Origin of the sequence: Rhodobaculum claviforme, from assembly GCF_016653255.1 — a bacterium.
GTDB lineage: Bacteria > Pseudomonadota > Alphaproteobacteria > Rhodobacterales > Rhodobacteraceae > Rhodobaculum > Rhodobaculum claviforme.
Genome location: NZ_NHSD01000287.1, coordinates 16,357 through 34,087, shown reverse-complemented (window position 1 = coordinate 34,087; position 17,731 = coordinate 16,357). Strand labels below are relative to the sequence as shown.

The 17,731-nt window shown below is 70.8% G+C and carries 21 protein-coding genes; 12 read left to right on the top strand and 9 right to left on the bottom strand.

The genetic code is table 11. From position 1 onward, the window contains the following. The 3 genes from CCR87_RS12405 to CCR87_RS12395 all read right to left on the bottom strand — a co-directional run. The coding region (locus CCR87_RS12405) for a ribonuclease R family protein (RefSeq protein WP_201157841.1) at positions 1 to 2,155 on the bottom strand (2,155 nt) is incomplete at its 3' end. Positions 2,156 to 2,217: 62 nt separating this feature from the next. Beyond that, entirely contained in the window at positions 2,218 to 2,610 is a 393-nt protein-coding gene (locus CCR87_RS12400; RefSeq protein ID WP_201157840.1) for a BLUF domain-containing protein, read from the bottom strand. Positions 2,611 to 2,673: 63 nt separating this feature from the next. After that, the gene (locus tag CCR87_RS12395) at positions 2,674 to 3,462 is read right to left on the bottom strand and encodes an enoyl-CoA hydratase (RefSeq protein WP_201157839.1); all 789 of its coding nucleotides are present in this window, start codon (positions 3,460 to 3,462) and stop codon (positions 2,674 to 2,676) included. Positions 3,463 to 3,522: 60 nt separating this feature from the next. On the opposite strand from CCR87_RS12395, the gene CCR87_RS12390 reads away from it, so the two are divergent. Further along, on the top strand, positions 3,523 to 3,945 hold the full coding sequence (locus CCR87_RS12390; RefSeq protein WP_201157838.1) for a PaaI family thioesterase: 423 nt from the start codon (positions 3,523 to 3,525) through the stop codon (positions 3,943 to 3,945). Here CCR87_RS12390 and CCR87_RS12385 read toward each other — a convergent pair. The 6 genes from CCR87_RS12385 to lgt all read right to left on the bottom strand — a co-directional run bounded on the left by CCR87_RS12385 (position 3,921) and on the right by lgt (position 8,663). After that, positions 3,921 to 4,187, bottom strand: coding sequence for a ribbon-helix-helix domain-containing protein (locus CCR87_RS12385; protein WP_201157837.1), 267 nt, complete (start codon positions 4,185 to 4,187; stop codon positions 3,921 to 3,923). The two genes, CCR87_RS12390 and CCR87_RS12385, sit on opposite strands and share 25 nt — an antisense overlap. Beyond that, positions 4,172 to 4,384: a DUF4169 family protein gene (locus CCR87_RS12380; RefSeq protein ID WP_201157836.1), complete on the bottom strand. Its 213-nt coding sequence runs from the start codon at positions 4,382 to 4,384 to the stop codon at positions 4,172 to 4,174. The genes CCR87_RS12385 and CCR87_RS12380 overlap by 16 nt, the downstream gene beginning before the upstream one ends. An 85-nt stretch (positions 4,385 to 4,469) precedes the next feature. Next, a complete protein-coding gene (gene fumC, locus CCR87_RS12375; RefSeq protein ID WP_201157835.1) occupies positions 4,470 to 5,864 on the bottom strand; it encodes a class II fumarate hydratase in 1,395 nt (464 codons plus the stop codon). Between the two features lie 89 nt (positions 5,865 to 5,953). After that, positions 5,954 to 6,706, bottom strand: a complete 753-nt coding sequence (gene pgeF, locus CCR87_RS12370; RefSeq protein ID WP_201157834.1) for a peptidoglycan editing factor PgeF — start codon at positions 6,704 to 6,706, stop codon at positions 5,954 to 5,956. Beyond that, on the bottom strand, positions 6,706 to 7,773 hold the full coding sequence (locus CCR87_RS12365; RefSeq protein ID WP_201157833.1) for a class I SAM-dependent methyltransferase: 1,068 nt from the start codon (positions 7,771 to 7,773) through the stop codon (positions 6,706 to 6,708). The genes pgeF and CCR87_RS12365 overlap by 1 nt, the downstream gene beginning before the upstream one ends. After that, entirely contained in the window at positions 7,770 to 8,663 is an 894-nt protein-coding gene (gene lgt / locus CCR87_RS12360; protein WP_201157832.1) for a prolipoprotein diacylglyceryl transferase, read from the bottom strand. Before lgt ends, CCR87_RS12365 begins: the two co-directional genes overlap by 4 nt. A gap of 96 nt (positions 8,664 to 8,759) precedes the next feature. Between lgt and CCR87_RS12355 the strand changes: the two genes are divergently transcribed. The 11 genes from CCR87_RS12355 (at position 8,760) to CCR87_RS12305 (ending at position 17,666) form a co-directional block, all read left to right on the top strand. Further along, positions 8,760 to 9,011, top strand: coding sequence for an accessory factor UbiK family protein (locus CCR87_RS12355; protein WP_201157831.1), 252 nt, complete (start codon positions 8,760 to 8,762; stop codon positions 9,009 to 9,011). 53 nt (positions 9,012 to 9,064) lie between these two features. Continuing rightward, entirely contained in the window at positions 9,065 to 9,715 is a 651-nt protein-coding gene (locus CCR87_RS12350; RefSeq protein WP_201157830.1) for a GntR family transcriptional regulator, read from the top strand. Positions 9,716 to 9,836: 121 nt separating this feature from the next. Further along, positions 9,837 to 10,493 carry a hypothetical protein gene (locus CCR87_RS12345; protein WP_201157829.1) on the top strand — a complete coding sequence of 219 codons (657 nt, stop codon included), beginning with the start codon at positions 9,837 to 9,839 and terminating at the stop codon, positions 10,491 to 10,493. 399 nt (positions 10,494 to 10,892) lie between these two features. Next, positions 10,893 to 11,663, top strand: coding sequence for a VPLPA-CTERM sorting domain-containing protein (locus tag CCR87_RS12340; protein WP_201157828.1), 771 nt, complete (start codon positions 10,893 to 10,895; stop codon positions 11,661 to 11,663). Positions 11,664 to 11,862: 199 nt separating this feature from the next. After that, entirely contained in the window at positions 11,863 to 12,735 is an 873-nt protein-coding gene (locus CCR87_RS12335) for a 3-oxoadipate:acetyl-CoA acetyltransferase (protein ID WP_201157827.1), read from the top strand. Positions 12,736 to 12,758: 23 nt separating this feature from the next. Then, positions 12,759 to 13,505 (top strand): DsbA family protein, encoded by a 747-nt coding sequence (locus CCR87_RS12330; protein ID WP_201157826.1) that lies wholly within the window; start codon positions 12,759 to 12,761, stop codon positions 13,503 to 13,505. Between the two features lie 72 nt (positions 13,506 to 13,577). Further along, positions 13,578 to 14,795, top strand: a complete 1,218-nt coding sequence (locus CCR87_RS12325) for a PAS domain-containing protein (RefSeq protein ID WP_201157825.1) — start codon at positions 13,578 to 13,580, stop codon at positions 14,793 to 14,795. Beyond that, the gene (locus CCR87_RS12320) at positions 14,785 to 15,141 is read left to right on the top strand and encodes a hypothetical protein (protein WP_201157824.1); all 357 of its coding nucleotides are present in this window, start codon (positions 14,785 to 14,787) and stop codon (positions 15,139 to 15,141) included. Before CCR87_RS12325 ends, CCR87_RS12320 begins: the two co-directional genes overlap by 11 nt. A 97-nt stretch (positions 15,142 to 15,238) precedes the next feature. Further along, complete coding sequence (locus CCR87_RS17555) at positions 15,239 to 15,787, top strand: serine acetyltransferase (protein ID WP_201157823.1); 549 nt, start codon at positions 15,239 to 15,241, stop codon at positions 15,785 to 15,787. An 82-nt stretch (positions 15,788 to 15,869) separates the two neighbouring features. Beyond that, complete coding sequence (pheS, locus tag CCR87_RS12310) at positions 15,870 to 16,952, top strand: phenylalanine--tRNA ligase subunit alpha (protein WP_201157842.1); 1,083 nt, start codon at positions 15,870 to 15,872, stop codon at positions 16,950 to 16,952. 9 nt (positions 16,953 to 16,961) lie between these two features. Continuing rightward, positions 16,962 to 17,666 (top strand): hypothetical protein, encoded by a 705-nt coding sequence (locus CCR87_RS12305; RefSeq protein WP_201157822.1) that lies wholly within the window; start codon positions 16,962 to 16,964, stop codon positions 17,664 to 17,666. The last annotated feature ends 65 nt before the right edge of the window (positions 17,667 to 17,731 follow it).

The following is a 17,731-nucleotide window of genomic DNA, read 5'->3' as shown; positions in this document are numbered from 1 at the left end:
TGCGGCGCGGGCGGGGCAGGGAGGAGCCCTCGTGCTCGGTCATCTCCAGCAGGAGGCCGCCGCTGATGGGGTCGGCCTCGGCCAGGCGGACCTGCACGCGGTCGCCAAGCGCGATGACCCGGCCGGTTTCGGTGCCGGTGACGGTCTGCGCGTCCGGGTCGAGGCGGAAGAACTCCGCCCCCAGCGTGCGCAGCGGCACCAGCCCGTCGGCGCCGGTGCCGTCGAGGCGGACGAACAGCCCCGCGCGGTTCACGCCCGCCACACGGCCGCCGATGATCTCGCCCACGCGCTCCGACAGATAGGCCGCGAGGTAGCGGTCGGCGGTGTCGCGTTCGGCCGCCATCGCGGTGCGTTCGGTTTCGGAGATGTGCCTGGCGGTGGCCTCCAGCCGGTCGGCCTCGGCGTCGCTCAGGCCGTCGTCGCCCCAGCCATGGGCCCGGATCAGGGCGCGGTGCACGATCAGGTCGGCATAGCGGCGGATGGGCGAGGTGAAATGCGCGTACGCCCCCAGCGAAAGGCCGAAATGGCCCAGATTGTCAGGGCTGTAGACCGCCTGCGCCATGGCCCGCAGGGTGGCCATGTTGATGAGTTCATCGACCTCGGTGCCCTCGGCCTGCGCCAGCAGGCGGTTCAGGGCGCGGGCCTGCATGATCTGACCGGGCGCGAAGGCGAGGCCGGAGGCCTCTGCGACCTCGCGCAGGGCCTCCACCCGCTCGGGCGCGGGGGTGTCGTGGACGCGGAAGATCAGGGGACTGCGGCGGGACACCAGCTCCTCGGCGGCGGCGACGTTGGCCAGCACCATGAATTCCTCGATCAGGCGGTGCGCGGCGAGGCGGGCGCGAAAGCCGACCGAGACGACGTCGCCCGCGTCCGACAGCGTGATCTCACGCTCCGGCAGGTCCAGGTCCAGCGGGCCGCGGGCGTCGCGCGCCGCGGCGGCGGCGGCATAGGCGGCATAGAGCGGGGCCACCACAGGCACCTCCAGCGGCTCGGTGCCCGCGTCGGCGGCGGCCTGGAACTGTTCGTAGCTGAGGCCAGCGCGGCAGCGGATCGTGCCGCGCGCGAAGCGGTGCGCGCGCTTGGTGCCGTCGGCGCGCAGCGTCAGGCGCACGGCCATGACGGGGCGGTCCTCGCCCTCGACCAGCGAGCACAGGTCGGCCGACAGCCGCTCGGGCAGCATCGGCACCACCCGGTCGGGGAAATAGGCGGAGTTGCCGCGCAACACGGCCTCGTGGTCCAGCGCGGTGCCGGGGCGGACGTAGCGGGCGACATCGGCGATGGCGACCCAGACGATGTGGCCGCCGGGGTTGGCGGGGTCGTCGTCGGGGTGGGCGACCACGGCGTCGTCGTGATCGCGCGCATCGGCCGGGTCGATGGTGATGAAGGGCAGGGCGCGCAGATCCTCGCCCGGGGTGGCGCCGTCGAGGGGGGGGGCGGCCTCGGCCTCGTCCAGCACGTCGTCGGGGAAGGCGTGGCGCAGGCCGTACTGGTGGATGGCGATCAGCGACACCGACTTGGGCGCCATCGGATCGCCCAGCCGCGCGGTGATGCGCGCGCGCGGCAGGCCCAGCCGGGCGGGGCCGGCAAGGGCGGCCTCCACCAGCTCGCCGTCCTCGGCGCCGTCGGTGTCGCCGGCGAAGACGCGCCATTCGCGGCCCGCGCCCTTGTCAACCGGCAGGATGCGGCCGCCCTCGGGGCCGGTGCGGAACACGCCCAGCACGCGGCGGGGTCCGGCCTCCAGCCGTCGGATCAGGTGGCCCTGGTGGGTGTGGTCGTCGGCGTGTACGGGGGTAAGCTTGGCCAGCACCCGATCCCCCGCGCCCAGGGCGGGATCGCCGGGCCGGGTGATCATCAGGATGCGCGGCGCGGGGCCGTCGCCGTGCCACTCCATCGGGCGGGCGAACAGATCGCCGTCGGCGTCCGCCCCCTCCATCCGCAGCACGGCCACGGGGGGCAGGCGGTCGGGGCGGCGCGGCCCGCGCGCGCGGCGCGGGGTGATCAGCCCTTCCTCCTCCAGCGCGCGCAGGGCGCGCTTGAGTTCGGTGTGCGCCGCGCCCTTCAGCCCGAAGGCGCGGGCGATCTCGCGCTTGGAGGTCGCGTCGGGGTTCTCGGTGATCCAGGCGCGCAGGGCGTCGGCGGAGGGGATGCGTGTCATGCCGTGCCAACTAGCACGCGGGTCGGCCCGCGTCATGGGGCATTCGCGCTGTCGCCCGCGCCTCAGGCCCGCATCAGCCGGGTGATGCGGTCGTCCTGGTCGGCGCCCGCCCGCAGCGCGCTGTCATAGCCGAAGCGGTCGCGCAGGCCCGTGTCCCGCGCGCTGCCATCGAGGAACTTCATCGCCCAGTCGCCGAAACGGCGCCGCACGATCGGCCCGTCCCACAGCCGCTGCACGGCGTGGTGGCGCGGGTCGGCGGCGATGGTGGCGAACATCCCCTCCACCGCGTCGGGCGGGCCCTCCAGCACCTGATAGAACTGCACCCCGTCGAAATAGAGGCCCCCGGTCAGCCCCAGCGCCGGGTTGCGCGCCAGGCAGCTGCGCACAAGGTCCAGCATCCCGGGCGAAAAGGCGGGGATGCGCGACAGGCTCGCGTAAGCCAGGCTGGCCAGCATGACACACTCCTAACCCGCCCAGCCTAGCACAGCGCGCCGGGGCTGTCGCGTGCGGCCCCGGCGTTACGCGCGCCAGTCGGGGGGGCGCTTTTCGATGAAGGCCTGGATGCCCTCGGCGGTGTCGCGCCACAGCATGTTGTCCACCATCACCGCGCCGGTGTGGGCATAGGCGTCCGACAGGCCCATCTCCAGCTGGTCATAGAACGCGCGCTTGCCGATGCGCACGGCGGCGCCCAGCTTGCCCGCGACGGTGTCCGCCAGCGCCTGCGCCTCGGCCGCCAGCGCCTCGGGCGGGACGACGCGGTTCACGAGGCCCAGCGCCTCGGCGCGGGTGGCGTCGATGAAGCCGCCGGTGGTCAGCATCTCGAACGCCTGCTTGCGCGGGATGTTGCGGCTGAGCGCCGCCATCGGCGTGGAGCAGAACAGCCCGATGTTCACCCCGTTGACGCCGAACCGCGTGCCCTCGGCCGCCACCGCCATGTCGCACGAGGCCACCAGCTGACAGCCAGCGGCGGTGGCGATGCCGTGGACCTGCGCGATCACCGGCTGCGGCAGCTGGCCGATGGCCTGCATCACCGCCGCGCAGCGGGTGAACAGATCGCCGAAATAGGCGCGCCCGCCGTCCTCGGCCTGCCGTCCGGCCTGCATCTCCTTCAGGTCGTGGCCCGCGCAGAACGCCTTGCCCGCGCCGCGTAGCACCACCGCGCGCACCGTATCGTCGCCATCGAGTGCCACCAGCGCCTCCATCAGCGCCGCCAGCATCGCGTCCGACAATGCATTCAGGTTGGCGGGGCTGTTCAGCGTCAGCGTGGCCACCCCGCCCGCATCCTCGCGCAGCAAAAGATCGGTCATCTTGCACATCCTCCTCGGCCCGGCGAAACCATAGGGGACGGGCAGCGAGGGGGGAAGGGCATGGATCTGGCGATGGACGCGGGCGCGCTGGAGGCGTTTCTGGCCGTGGAGTTTCCGCAGGTGGCGGCGGATTTCGCGGTGGACGCCGTGGGTGCCGACGGGGTGACGGTGCGGCTGCGGGTGGCGGATCGGCACCTGCGCCCGGGCGGCACGGTGTCGGGGCCCAACATCTTTGCGCTGGCGGATCTGGCGATCTATTGCGCGATCCTGGCGCGGATCGGGCCCAAGGCGCTGACGGTGACGACCTCGGCGGCGATCGACTTCATGCGCAAGCCCGCCGCCGGCGTCGATCTGGTGGCCGAGGCGCGGCTCTTGAAGCTCGGCCGCGTGCTGGCGGTGGGGGACGTGCTGATCCGCTCGGCCGGGGCCGAGGCGGTGGTCGCGCGCGCCAGCCTGACCTATTCGATCCCGCCAGAGCGCTGATCGGACCGCTGATCGGGGCGCTGGTCCAGCCGGCGCTCCAGCTCCGCCAGCACGAACACCCGGATCGCGCTGGCCAGCCCGGTGTCGGGGCCGCGCTGTGCGTCGATTTCCGCCGCCAGCGCGTTCAGCGCCATGCCGCGGTCCTCGGCGATGCGGCGGAAGGCGCGCCAGAACTCCGTCTCCATGGAGACGGAGGTCGCATGCCCCAGCAGCGTCAGCGAGCGTTTCAGCGGTCGGCCCATTCGTCCCCTTCCCCGGCGCCCGCGTCGTCACGGCGGTGGCCGTCCAGCCGCGCGGCGGCGTCGGCGGCGCGCCGGGCCTCGGCCTGACGCTCGGCCCGGGTGCGGCCGTGCCGGGCGGCGTTGGCGTCGGCCGCCGTGCGCGCGGCGGTCCGGGCGCGGACCTTGCGCGCGCGGTTCAGGTTGACCAGATCGCCCATGCCGATACCCCCACTGCCGATGTCGCCACTGCCGATGCCGCCCCATCCTGCGCCGGCGGCCCCGGCGCTGGCAAGGGCCGCGCCCTCAGTCGGAGGGGCCGATCATCGCCTCGGGGCGCACCACGGCGTCAAAGGTCTCCGCATCGACGAAGCCGAGCGCGACGGCTTCCTCGCGCAGGGTGGTGCCGTTGCGGTGGGCGGTCTTGGCGACCTTGGTGGCGTTGTCATAGCCGATGGTGGGCGCCAGCGCCGTGACCAGCATCAGCGATTCGCGCATCAGTTTGGCGATGCGCTCCTCGTTGGCCTCGATCCCCGTGACGCAGTTGTCGGTGAAGGCCACCGCCGCATCGCCCAGCAGCTGCATGGACTGCAGCACGTTGTAGGCCATCATCGGCTTGTAGACGTTCAGCTCGAAATGCCCCTGCGACCCGGCAAAGCCCACCGCCGCGTCATTGCCGAACACATGCGCGCAGACCTGCGTCAGCGCCTCGCACTGGGTCGGGTTGACCTTGCCCGGCATGATGGACGATCCTGGCTCGTTCTCCGGCAGGATCAGCTCCCCCAGCCCCGAGCGGGGGCCGGAGCCCAGCAGGCGGATGTCGTTGGCGATCTTGAACAGGCTCGCGGCGACGGTCTTGAGCGCGCCCGACATCTCCACCAGCGCGTCATGGGCGGCGAGTGCCTCGAACTTGTTGGGCGCGGTGACGAAGGGCAGGCCGGTGATGTCGGCGATGCGGGCCGCCACGGCGGTGTCCCAGCCGTGTGCGGTGTTCAGCCCGGTGCCGACCGCCGTGCCGCCCTGCGCCAGCTCCATCACCGCCGGAAGGGCGGCGCGCACGCGGCGCAGGCCCATCGCGACCTGGTGGGTGTAGCCCGAGAACTCCTGCCCCAGGGTCATCGGCGTGGCGTCCTGGGTGTGGGTGCGGCCGATCTTGATAATGGCGTCGAACGCCGCGGACTTCGCGGCCAATGCGGCGTGCAGCTTCTCCAGCCCCGGAATCAGCACGTCATGGGCGGTGCGCGCCACCGCGATGTGCATGGCGGTGGGGAAGGTGTCGTTGGAGGACTGCCCCATGTTGCAGTGATCGTTGGGGTGCACCGGGTCCTTCGATCCGATCACCCCGCCCAGGATCTCGATCGCGCGGTTGGCGATGACCTCGTTGGCATTCATGTTGGACTGCGTGCCCGAGCCGGTCTGCCACACCACCAGCGGGAAGTGGTCGTCCAGCCGGCCCTCGTGGACCTCGGTCGCGGCCTGCACGATGGCGGCGCCCAGGCGGGGGTCGAGCTTGCCGGTCTCCATGTTGATCGCGGCGCAGGCGTGCTTGATGACGCCCAGCGCGCGCACGATGGCGACGGGCTGGCGTTCCCAGCCGATGGGGAAGTTCAGGATCGAGCGCTGGGTCTGCGCGCCCCAGTAGCGGTCGGCGGGGACCTCCAGCGGGCCGAAGCTGTCGGTCTCGGTGCGGGTGGCGGTCATGGCGGCGTCTCTCCCGTGCGGCGATGTCGCGGGGTGCATAGCGTGGGGCGGCGGGGCGCGCAATCGGCATGCTGATGCATACCGTGCCTCTACAGCCGGATCGCCGAGATCAGCCGGCCATAATCGGCCTCGCCGCCATGGGTGGCGCGGCGGTAGGAGTAGAACAGGCCCGGATCGGCATAGGTGCAGTGGCGCGTCCATTCCGCCGTGCCCACCCCCGCCGCGCGCAGCCGCGACAGCCCGAAGCCCGGCAGGTCGAACAGCAGCCTGTCGCCCGCGCCCCGCGCAAAGAACCGCGCGTGGCCGGGGTCGGCGTCCATGAACGCCTCGAGCATCTCCGGGCCGACCTCATAGGCGCGCTGGCTGATGGTGGGGCCGATCACGGCCACCATGCGCGCGGGATCGGCCCCCAGCGCGGCCATGGCCGCCACCGTCGCCTCCAGCACGCCCGACAGCGCGCCGCGCCAGCCCGCATGGGCCGCGCCGACCACCCCGGCGGCGGGGTCCGCCAGCAGCACCGGCTGGCAATCCGCCGTCAGCACCGCCAGCGCCAGCCCCCGCGTGGCCGTCACCATCGCGTCGGCGCGCGGACGCTCCGCCAGCGGGCCGGAGACGGTCACCACATCGGCCGAGTGCACCTGGTTCATCGACACCAGCCGGTCGGGCGCCACCCCCAGCGCCCCGGCCACCCGGGCGCGGTTGATGCTGACCACCGCCGACTGGTCCGACGACCCCGGCCCGCAGTTCAGCCCCGCGAACACCCCCGACGAGGCCCCTCCCTTGCGGGTAAAGAACCCGTGGCGCAGCGGCGCCAGCGTGCGGGAGGTCAGGATCTCGAGCATCACACCTCGTATCCCGGTGGGGCGGATCGCGTCGGCGGATACACGGCCAACACCTTAAACAGCGTTCCCATTTCCGCCGCGTCGGTCAAGCGGCGATGGGCGGCGCGGTGCGATTCCAGCGCCGCCCCGGTCAGCGATCGCGCAAGCCGCGCGGCACGCGCGTCGATGCCGAGGCGGCGCAGGAACTGCCCCTGCGGCACCGGCCCGGCGGTGGCGGCTCCGGCGGCGCGGGCGGCGATGGCCAACGGCTCGAAATCCACATGCGCGGTCAGGTCGGCCGCGCCGGGGTGCGCCAGCGCGGGATCGGGCGCGCCGCGCCACAGCGCCTGGAGCGTGTCGCCCCGGCTGCGCCAGTCGCCATAGTCGATCACCAGCGCGGCGCCGCCATGGCGCGCGATGCGCCCCGCCACCGCCGCCATGATGCCGGGGGCTGCGGGGCAGACCTCCACGACCTCGCCCGGTGCGGTATCGTCCAGACGGTGATCGAGCGCGGCCAGCGGCGCGGGCGGTGACAGCCCCCACACCAGCGCGTCGTCGGCCACGCCGACCATCCGCTCGGCCCATCCGGCGGGGTGGCGGACGAACTGGCGCACCGGCAGGGCGTCGAAGAATTCGTTGGCCAGCAGGAACAGCGGTGCCTCGGGCAACCCCTCCACCGTGTCGTGCCACCGCGCGGCCCCGCCCAGCCGCTCCGCCTGCACCGCGCGCAGCCGGGCCGAGGCCTCCACCAGATGCACCTCGGCGGCCGCGGCAAAGCCCGGCACCGCGCGCGCCGCGCGCAGCACATCGGCCATCAGCGTGCCGCGCCCGGGGCCGAGTTCGGCCAGCACCACGCGGGCCGGGGCCCCCTGGTCGATCCAGGCCTGCGCCAGTGCCAGGCCCAGAAGCTCTCCGAACATCTGGCTGATCTCGGGCGCGGTGACGAAATCGCCCGCGGTGCCGAATGGCTCGCGCGTGGCGTAATAGCCGTGCTCGGGGTCCAGCAGGCACGCCGCCATCACGTCGGCCCCGCGCATCGGGCCGTCGGCCCGGATGCGCCGCACCAGCCGCGCGGCCAGCGGTGTCATCGTGTCCAAAGCGCCCGGACCACCAGCGCCGCACCCAGCGCGATCATCGGCAGCGACAGCACCTGTCCCATCTGAAGCCCCGCATCGCCCAGCCGCAGGACATGGCCCGCGGGGTTGTCGAAGGTCACGAACTGCGCGTCGGCCTCGCGCCAGATCTCCACCACCAGCCGCGCCAGCCCGTATCCCGCCAGGAACACCCCCGTCACGAGGCCCGGACGCAGCAGCGCGCGCCCCCACACCACCAGCCCCAGCAGAACGAGGCCCAGCACCACCCCCTCCAGCCCGGCCTCATAGAGCTGGGTGGGATGGCGCGCGCACCCCATCGGGCCGATCATCGCGGGCGGGCAGTCCTGCGCGGCCGGCCCGGGAAACACCACGCCCCAGGGCACATCGGTGGGGCGCCCCCACAGCTCGGCGTTGATGAAATTCGCCACCCGGCCCAGCGCGATGCCCACAGGCGCGGCCAGCGCCATCGCATCGCCCAGCCGCAGCGCGGGAACGCCGTGGCGCCGGGCAAACAGCGCCGCCGCCACCGCCGCCCCCAGCAGCCCGCCGTGGAACGCCATCCCGCCCTGCCAGATCGCCAGCGCCTCCCATGGGTGACGCAGGTAATGGCCGGGCTGATAGAACAGGACAAAGCCCAGCCGCCCGCCCAGAATCACCCCCACGATGACCCAGGTCAGCAGCCCCTCCACCGCGCCGGGGGCCATCGGCGCCTGCCCGCCGGGCCACACCGCCGGGCGCCGCATCAGCGCCACCAGCACCCCCCAGCCGATCAGGAACCCCGAGATATACGCCAGCGCATACCAGCGCAGCGCCAGTGTGATCCCGCCCAGCTCGATCGCGAAGATCTCGGGGGTGATGTCGGGAAAGGGGAGGACCGCCTGCATGGCGCGGTGCCTCGCCCGGTGACAGGGCGAAGTCAACCTTGTCCTCGCGCGGTGCGCGGGCCATATGGAGGGTCAGACCGAGCGCGGGGGACAACCATGCAGAGCCGCAACAAGATTCTCGACGACTTCGCCCAGCTGATGACCAACGCCATGGGCGTGGCGCAGGGCGCCCGCGAGGAGGCCGAGACCGCCTTCCGCTCCATGATCGACCGCTGGCTGGCGGATCGCGACTTCGTCACCCGAGAGGAATTCGACGCCGTGCGCGCCATGGCCCAGAAGGCCCGCGAGGAAAACGACACCCTGCGCGCGCGCCTCGATGCGCTGGAAGCCGCCGCACCGAAGGGCTGAGCCGCCATCCAGCGCGCTTGACAGCCCGCCCGATCCGTTGTGATCACTTTGCGATGCTGCTGAACCCGCGCCCCCTGGATGCGACGGCGGCCGCGCACGAGCGGCTGTATCGCACGTTGCGCGGGCAGGTCATGCACGGAGAGCTGGCGCCGGGCCAGCCGCTGACCCTGCGCGGTCTGGCCAAGGCGCATGGCGTGTCCATGACCCCCGCGCGGGAGGCCGTGCGCCGCCTGGTCGCCGAAGGCGCGCTGACGCTGTCGTCGTCGGGCCGGGTCTCCACCCCCGAGCTGTCGAACGAGCGGATCGAGGAGCTGGCGTCGATTCGCGCCCTGCTGGAGCCGGAACTCGCCAGCCGCGCCCTGCCGCGCGCGCATTTCGCGCTGATCGACCGGCTGGTCGCCATCAACACCCTCAACGCCGAGGCCGTCGCCCGCCACGATGCCGTCGGCTACATCCGCACCAACCTCGAATTCCACCGCACATTGTACCTGCGCGCGCAGGCGCCCGCGATGCTGGCGATGGTGGAGACGGTGTGGCTGCAACTCGGCCCCACGATGCGCGCGCTCTATGGCCGGCTGCGCCGGGGCACCGCGCCGCCGCATCACCGCATGATCGTGGCGGCGCTGAAGGCGGGCGACGAGCCCGCGTTGCGGCTGGCGCTGCGCACCGACGTCACCCAGGGGCTGCGCCACCTGATCATCTGAGGGCCGCGCACGCTTTGGGAACCGCGCTGCGCAAAAGATAACATTCTGATATCCCAAGATAACTTGTATGAAAGGCCAACTTCCAGCACGCTGAACCCATAACATCGAAGGAGTTTCAGCCGTGCGTGCGTATCAGATTACTGCCCCTCTTCTGGCCCTGGCCCTCGCGGGTCCGGCCGCTGCCGCAACCCTCACCACGTCGGTCACCGGCAGCGGGGCCGGGCCGTTCGAACTCCACCTGACGCAGCCGCCCGCGGTTGATCCGGTTCGGGGCCCGGTTCTGGGGGTCACCTGGACCTTCACCCTCAGCGCCACGATCGACGGGACGGTGCAGAACTTCTTCAGCATGGGCAACAACACCCTGGAGGAGCTGACCGTCGGCTTGCGCGCCCGGAACCTGTCGGGTGTGCCCGGCACGGTGACTTCATCGGAGATTCTGGTTTCGGGCGATTCCGGGATCACCCCCCTGACGCTGGCCGTTGGTGATCCGGCGACCTTCACGAACGTCACGGCGGTGTACCGTGAATCGGGGATCGTGTCCGAGGGCGACCTGCTGTCCTGGGTGGACGGGACCACGGTGCTGACCGGCGACATCGTCTTCTTTTCCACCATCGTCAACGACGGCGGGGTCTTTGGGGTGACGGACCGGGAGTTCGACTGGACCGCGCGGCTGGATGCGACCTACGCCTATATCCCGGTGCCGGCATCGGGGGTGCTGCTGGGCACGGCGATGGCGCTGGTCCTCGGGGCGGGTGTGTTCCGCCGCCGCCGCGGCTGAGACGGCAGCCCCCCACCAGACCCCTGTTGCCCTGAGGGTCGTGCGCACCGCGCACGGCCCTTTTGCGTTGTGGCGGCTGCGCGCCGCTGGCCTGCGCCGTTCGCCTTGCGCGCGCGGGGGCGCGCGCGGGGGGACTCATGCGTCCGCGCCGGGAATCATGCAGGCCTGGATCGCGTCGTCCTCAGAGGAGTCGTGACAGCACCGCCGATCTCACAACCTGTGGTAGAAGGCCTGCCCAAGGATGCGGCAGCCGTGCGGTGCCGCCCCCTCCGCCCCCCCCCTACGAAGGGGTTTCTGCGCCCCCATTTGCGCCATCGACCTGATCGAAAGTTGGTTACGACTTGACTAACGGGTAGGTCTCGGTACGTTAGGGTTAACGCTTTGGTAGGGAGAATACCCATGAACCGCTCATTGAAGGTTGCTGGCATCAGTGCCGTTGCCCTCCTGATGGCTTCGGCCGCGACACATGCAGCAACGATCACCGTGAACGCCAACCCGGTCGCATTTGCGAACGGCGGGTCTGTCGGTAACACGGATGTTTCCATCGTGGGTTCGACCATCAGCGGTCCTGCGGTGCTTGACGCACGCTGGGAGGCTGCCAACGTCGCTTCGGTCACGCCGGCCGGCTACACCCTCGAGGCGGTGAACTGGGCATTGAGTGTGACCGGCACCTGGGCGTTCACGCTTGGAAATACTTCCGGTGGCAACATTACCTACCGGGTCGATTTCTACGAGGCTGAGTTCACGCCCGGCGCATGCTGCCCTCCGATCTTCGTGGGTTCTCCGAATGGTCTCGTGAGCGACTTTGACGACTTCAATGCTGGGCGCCAGAACGTCGTGGTCGCGCCGGGCCAGACCGTCGACCTCAACGGTCGTTCGTTCAACTTTTCCCAGGGGGGGTCGTTCACTGATCCGTCCGATCTGCTTGCCTTCATCAACAGCCCGACGCCCCGCCTCGAAGGGTTTCTCGAAACCTTCCTGAGCGCTCGCCTCCCGGCTGGTGATGATGTGAGCAACAACAGCACGACGCAGATGAGCCTCTCGTTGGAATATGTGTTCCGTCAGGACCCGGTGAACGTGATCCCGCTGCCGGCCGCTGGCTGGATGCTGCTTTCGGGCATCGCGGGTCTGGGCGGTCTGGGCTACTTCCGCCGCCGCACCAACGCCTGAGACGAGACGACCCTCCCACAGAGCGTTCTTTTTCTTCTGCGCCGTCCGCACCTTGCGGGCGGCGTAATTCGTTTGCGTGACCGCGCGCCGCGGGTGCCGACGCGACGCCGCACCCCGGGGGTCTGCCCAAGGCGGTGGAAGTGCGCTATGCCGGGGGTGGCCCGCATCCGGCGGCCCACGACAACCAACCGGACCGAGCATGACGCCCAAGACCGACGACACCGACACCGTCTCCGATCCCGCCACCCGGCCGTGCATCCTGTGCGTGGCGATCACCGGATCGGTGCCGACCAAGGCCGACAACCCGGCCGTGCCCGTCACCGTCTCCGAACAGATCGAAAGCACGCAGGAAGCCTTCGAGGCCGGCGCCGCCATCGCGCATTGCCATGTGCGCGCGGACGATGGCACGCCGACCTCGGACCCCGAGCGATTCGCGCGCCTCAAGGAGGGGCTGGAGCGGCACTGCCCCGGCATGATCATCCAGTTCTCCACCGGCGGGCGGTCGGGCGCGGGGGCGGCGCGCGGGGGCATGCTGCCGCTGCGCCCCGACATGGCCTCGCTGGCGGTGGGGTCGAACAACTTTCCCACCCGGGTCTATGAAAACCCGCCCGATCTGGTGGATTGGCTGGCGGCCGAGATGATCGCCCACGACGTCAAGCCCGAGATCGAGGCCTTCGACCTGTCCCACATCTTCCAGGCGGTGAAGATGGCCGGGGACGGGCGCATCCGTGGCCCGCTCTATGTGCAGTTCGTGATGGGAGTGCGCAACGCCATGCCGGTGGACCGGGCGGTGTTCGACTTCTACGTCGCCACCCTGCGGCGGCTGGCGCCCGACGCGGAATGGTGCGGCGCGGGCATCGGCGCGGGGCAGATCCTGCTGAACGAATGGTCCATCGCGGCGGGCGGCCATACCCGCACCGGGCTGGAGGACAACGTCCGCCTTGACCGCAAGTCGCTGGCGCCCTCGAACGGCGCGCTGGTGCGCCGCGCGGCCCAGCTGTGCGAGAAATACGGCCGTCCCGTGGCCTCGCCCGCGCAGGCGCGCGCGATCCTTGGACTGCGTCCGGCCTGACCGGCCCCCCAACAGGAGTTTCCATGTCCCGCGTTTTCCTGACCTTCGCCGCCCTGCTGCTGCCGCTGCCCGCCGCGGCGCTGGACCTCGAGGCGCTGAGCGCCGCGCAGCGCGATGCCTTCCGTGCCGAGGTGCGGGCCTATCTTCTGGACAATCCCGAGGTGCTGCTGGAGGCCATCGCCGTGCTGGAGGAGCGCCAGGCGGGCGACCAGGCCGCCGACGACGCCGCCCTCGTGGCCGCCAACGCCGATGCGCTGTTCGCCGGAACGCACTCCTGGGTGGGCGGAAATCCCGACGGCGACGCGACGGTGGTGGAGTTCGTCGACTACAACTGCGGGTTCTGCAAGCGCGCCTTCGGCGAGGTGATGGCACTGGTCGAGGCCGACCCCGGCGTGCGGCTGGTGATGAAGGAGCTGCCGATCCTCGGCCCCGATTCGGAGCTGGCGTCGCGCTTTGCCATCGCCGTGCTGCAGCTGGAGGGCGCCGCCGCCTACGAGGAGGTGCACGGACGCCTGCTGTCGATGCCCGGGCGTGCCGGGGCACCCGCGGTGCAACGCATCGGCGCGGAGATGGACCTCGACATGGCCGCGATCGAGGCGCGGATGCAGTCCCCCGAGGTCGGCGCCGTGATCGACGCCAACCGCGCGCTGGCGGCGCGCATGGGCATCAACGGCACGCCCACCTTTGTCATCGGCGGGCAGGTTGTGCGCGGCTATGTGCCGCTGTCGGCCATGCAGCAGCTGGTTGCGGAGGGGCGGCAGGAGGGCTGAGCAGGCTTCACCGCTTGTTCAGCCTTTGCTGCGAGGACAGGGGTTCCCGTTCGTCAACGGAGGCCCCTCCCAGTGACTGCCCCGCGCCCTGCCGATCCCGCCGAGCTGCCCCTCGCGACCGAGGAAATCCTGATCTCGCGCACCGATGCGCGCGGGATCATCGAAAGCGGCAATTCCGTCTTCCGCAGGGTCTGCGGCCATGACTGGGACCGCCTGCTCGGGGCGCCGCACAAGCTGATCCGCCATCCCGACATGCCCGCAGGGGTGTACCATCTGTTCTGGGCGGAGCTGAACGCCGGCCGGACCGTCGGGGCCTATGTCAAGAACCGCACCGCAGATGGCCGGCATTACTGGGTTTTCGCCGTGGCGATGCCGGCGCCGGAGGGGTTCGTCTCGATCCGGATGAAGCCGACGTCGCCCATGCTGGACCGCATCCGCCCGCTGTATGCGACCCTGCGCCGCCGCGAGACCGAGGAGGCGCTGACCCCCGACGCCAGCCACGCGGCGCTGTGTGCCGCACTTGGCGCGTGGGGCCACGACAGCTACCGCGCCTTCATGGCCTGCGCGCTGGAGGCGGAGTTCACCGCCCGGGCCGAGGCGATGGGTCGTGGCCTGGAGGCCCGGGTGCGGCGTGGCCGCAGCCTGGGCCAGGCCATCGCCGCCGCGCGCCGCAACGCTGCCGAAATCACGCGCCTGTTCGAGGATATCCGCGGCGTGCCCACCAACATCCGCATCCTGGCCGCGCAGCTGGAGCGCGGCGGCGGCCCGATCGGTGTCATCTCCACCAACCACACCACGTTGAGCGAGGAGATGCTGACCGGCGTCAACGATTTTCGCGCGGCCGCCGAACACACCGGCCGCAGCATCGAGGAGGGGATCTTTCGCTCCTGCGCACTGGCGCTGCTGCAGGAGGTCGCCGACAGCTACCTTGGCGATGCGGGCCTGCCCGCCGCCATCGATCCCCCCCGCGAGACCCGGCTGCTGCGCGACCTCGCGGCGCGGGGGCAGCTGGAAAGCGACGCCGCCATGGCGGCCATCGCCACCCAGGCCGAACATTTCGCCAAGGTCGCCAAGGGGGTGAAGCGCCATGTCGCGGGCCTCGATGTGACCCGGATCATGTGCAAGATCGAGAATGCGCGCCTCAGCGATACCACCAGTGGCCTGTCCGAGATCATCGACACGCTGGAGGAGGTGCAGTCCCGCATCGCCGTGCAGCTGGCCGAGATCGAGCGGGCCAGCCGCGCCATCCTCAGTGGCACGCGCCGGGGGGGGCATCTGCATGTCGCCTGAGGTCGCTGGCGGGGCGGTCGGGCTGGCCACGCTGGTCGCCCGAATCGGCGCCGAGATGGACGCGCTGGCCGCGCTGGCCGCAGCACTGGATGCCGGTATCGGCGCCACGCTCGACGGTGGCGTGGCGCGCGACGCCTGCGCCAGCGTGCAGGACCTCGATCGCCTGCGCCAGTGGGCGAGCGATCTGGCCATGGTGCAGCGGCGCCTTGCCGATTGCGTGCCCGCGGATGTCGCCGTTCCGGTCGACCCGCTGCTCGTGCGGCTGCAACTGGGCGCGCTGGTCCAGCGTCTGCGCACCGGCACCTGCGATGGCGCCGATGCGGCCGGTGGGGTGGAGATCTTCTGACCACCCGCGCATCTTGCGCCCCCCGCCGCTTCGCCGCAACACTGGCACCCGTGACCGGGCATCCCCCCGGTGTGCATCCTCGGGACAGGGAGCGGTCATGGACCCGACGCCACCACCAACGGCCCATCACCGTGTCAGTGCCGAGGTCCCGGACTGGTCCCGCGAGACGCCGCGCCGCATGTGGGACCCGTCGCGGCGCCTGCTGGCCGCCATCCGGGGCCATCAGCGCGCGGTGGCCCGTGGCGGTCCGCTCGGGGCCGTGCTGCGCCGGTGGTGGACGCTGCAGCATCGGTTCTGGTCGTTGGTCACCCAGGCCGACATTCCGTCCAGTACCGTCATCGGTGGTGGGCTGCTGTTGCCCCACCCCAACGGCATCGTCGTCCATTCTGGCGCGCGCATCGGTCCGAACTGCCTGATCTTCCAGCAGGTGACCCTGGGCACCCGCGGCCCCGGCGGCGCCCCGTGCATCGGCGGGCATGTCGACATCGGGGCGGGTGCGCGCATCCTCGGGCCGGTGACCATCGGCGACCATGCGGTGATCGGGGCCAATGCCGTGGTGATGTGCGACGTGCCCGCCGGGCATGCCGCGGTCGGCATCCCCGCGCGTGTCCGTGTGCGTTCCGATGCGCGGTCCGGTGCGCGCTGAGGGGGCGGCTTGCATCCGTGGCGCCCTGTGCTAACCCCCCTGCATCCCGCGTCAGATGACGACAACACCGGAGGAACGGGTCATGGAGGGCGTGTCGGAACTGCGCGAGCGTTATCTGGCCGAGGTTGCTGCCGCCGCCGATCCGGCCGCGCTGGAGGCCGTTCGCCTGGCTGCACTGGGCAAGAAGGGTGCGGTCAGCCTGAAGATGCGGGAACTGGGCGGCATGGACGCCGAGGCGCGCAAGACCGCGGGGCCCGCCCTCAACGCGCTCAAGGATGAGCTGGACGCCGCCATCCGCGCCCGCCGCGCGGGGCTGGAGGACGCGGCGCTTGACGCGCGGCTTGCGGCCGAATGGCTCGACGTGACGCTGCCGGGCCGTCCGCGCCCAACCGGCACCCTCCACCCCGTCAGCCAGGTGATGGAGGAACTGACGGCGATCTTTGCCGACATGGGCTTTGCCGTGGCCGAGGGCCCGCAGGTCGAAAGCGACTGGTTCAACTTCGACGCGCTGAACATCCCGCCCGAACATCCCGCGCGCCAGGAACACGACACCTTCTTCATGGCGCGTGCGGACGGCGACGATCGGCCGCCGCATGTGTTGCGCACCCACACAAGCCCGGTGCAGATCCGCGCCATGCAGGCCCAGGGCGCCCCGATCCGCGTCATTGCCCCCGGCCGGGTGTACCGCATGGACATGGACCAGACCCACACCCCGATGTTCCACCAGGTGGAGGGGCTGGCGATCGACCGCGACTTGTCCATGGCCAACCTGAAATGGGTGCTGGAGGAGTTCTGCCGCGCGTTTTTCGAGGTCGACGGCGTGGAGCTGCGCTTCCGCGCCTCGCATTTCCCCTTCACCGAGCCATCCGCCGAGGTCGACATCCGCTGTTCCTGGGCCGGCGGCCAGCTCAAGATCGGTGAGGGTGACAGCTGGATGGAGATCCTCGGCTCCGGTATGGTCCACCCGCATGTGCTGCGCGCCGGCGGCATCGACCCCGAGAAATGGCAGGGCTTTGCCTTCGGCATGGGAATCGACCGGATCGCGATGCTGAAATACGGCATCCCCGACCTGCGCGCCTTCTTCGAGAGCGACCTGCGCTGGCTGCGCCACTACGGCTTTTCCGCGCTCGACATGCCTGGCCTCGCCGGCGGCCTCAGCCGCTAGACCGGGCCGATGTCAGCTGATCTGTCGTTCTGGATCCTCGGTCCTGCAGTCGGGGTCTGGCTTTTGCAGATGGGTCACCTGCTCTGGCTCAACCGTCATTTCCACAACGGCTCCATTGTCCCCTGGTTTCGCAACGCAGATCTCGTGTCTCTGACGCGCCGGAAGGTCGTGCAGCGTGCCGAGCATTATGCGGTCCTGCTCTCCGACGACCCGGCTCTCAGGGTCGACGGGACCGAGCGAGATCCGCAAGGGGCGACGACGCAGTGTTGCGCCCCTCCGCTGTCGGGCCCCGGCCACGCGATCCTTCTCGGTATCCTGAAAAAGATAGAGGCGAAGAACGCGACATTGGCCACCCTGGGCGCGATCGTGGTGGCATTCCTTGGTCTTTTCCTCACCGGGCCGGTGGGTGATAGCCTTGTGGTCGCAGCGGGCAATTCCTCCGTCGGCTACCTCACCCTCGCTTTCGGGGCCATCCTTGTCCTGCCGGGCGGCCAGTTGTTTGTCGGTATCCGACAGCTCGATCAGAAGGATTTTGGCGCGATGGCCGATGACCCCGGGCGCGCGATGGCGACGCGTGCCAGGATGCAGTGGGACCTGATCGACGATCTGCTGCGCAAGGAGCGTGCCTTTGCCTTTGCCGAGGTCTGGATCGGAGTGGTGCTTCTTCTGCTTCTGATCGGGTTGCCGCTCGTCGCGTTGATCTGGGGTCAGTGAGGTTTCTCAGGTCATTTGCCGTGTCGCTGATGGTGTCGTAGCTTTCCGGATCAGCATCACCTGGA

Coding starts and splice junctions, on each gene's coding strand:
- CCR87_RS12400 (WP_201157840.1), bottom strand. CDS start 2,610: ATGCTGGCCAGCCTGGCTTACGCGAGCCTGTCGCGCATCCCCGCCTTT.
- CCR87_RS12395 (WP_201157839.1), bottom strand. CDS start 3,462: ATGACCGATCTTTTGCTGCGCGAGGATGCGGGCGGGGTGGCCACGCTG.
- CCR87_RS12390 (WP_201157838.1), top strand. CDS start 3,523: ATGGATCTGGCGATGGACGCGGGCGCGCTGGAGGCGTTTCTGGCCGTG.
- CCR87_RS12385 (WP_201157837.1), bottom strand. CDS start 4,187: ATGGGCCGACCGCTGAAACGCTCGCTGACGCTGCTGGGGCATGCGACC.
- CCR87_RS12380 (WP_201157836.1), bottom strand. CDS start 4,384: ATGGGCGATCTGGTCAACCTGAACCGCGCGCGCAAGGTCCGCGCCCGG.
- fumC (WP_201157835.1), bottom strand. CDS start 5,864: ATGACCGCCACCCGCACCGAGACCGACAGCTTCGGCCCGCTGGAGGTC.
- pgeF (WP_201157834.1), bottom strand. CDS start 6,706: ATGCTCGAGATCCTGACCTCCCGCACGCTGGCGCCGCTGCGCCACGGG.
- CCR87_RS12365 (WP_201157833.1), bottom strand. CDS start 7,773: ATGACACCGCTGGCCGCGCGGCTGGTGCGGCGCATCCGGGCCGACGGC.
- lgt (WP_201157832.1), bottom strand. CDS start 8,663: ATGCAGGCGGTCCTCCCCTTTCCCGACATCACCCCCGAGATCTTCGCG.
- CCR87_RS12355 (WP_201157831.1), top strand. CDS start 8,760: ATGCAGAGCCGCAACAAGATTCTCGACGACTTCGCCCAGCTGATGACC.
- CCR87_RS12350 (WP_201157830.1), top strand. CDS start 9,065: ATGCTGCTGAACCCGCGCCCCCTGGATGCGACGGCGGCCGCGCACGAG.
- CCR87_RS12340 (WP_201157828.1), top strand. CDS start 10,893: ATGAACCGCTCATTGAAGGTTGCTGGCATCAGTGCCGTTGCCCTCCTG.
- CCR87_RS12335 (WP_201157827.1), top strand. CDS start 11,863: ATGACGCCCAAGACCGACGACACCGACACCGTCTCCGATCCCGCCACC.
- CCR87_RS12330 (WP_201157826.1), top strand. CDS start 12,759: ATGTCCCGCGTTTTCCTGACCTTCGCCGCCCTGCTGCTGCCGCTGCCC.
- CCR87_RS12320 (WP_201157824.1), top strand. CDS start 14,785: ATGTCGCCTGAGGTCGCTGGCGGGGCGGTCGGGCTGGCCACGCTGGTC.
- CCR87_RS17555 (WP_201157823.1), top strand. CDS start 15,239: ATGGACCCGACGCCACCACCAACGGCCCATCACCGTGTCAGTGCCGAG.
- pheS (WP_201157842.1), top strand. CDS start 15,870: ATGGAGGGCGTGTCGGAACTGCGCGAGCGTTATCTGGCCGAGGTTGCT.
- CCR87_RS12305 (WP_201157822.1), top strand. CDS start 16,962: ATGTCAGCTGATCTGTCGTTCTGGATCCTCGGTCCTGCAGTCGGGGTC.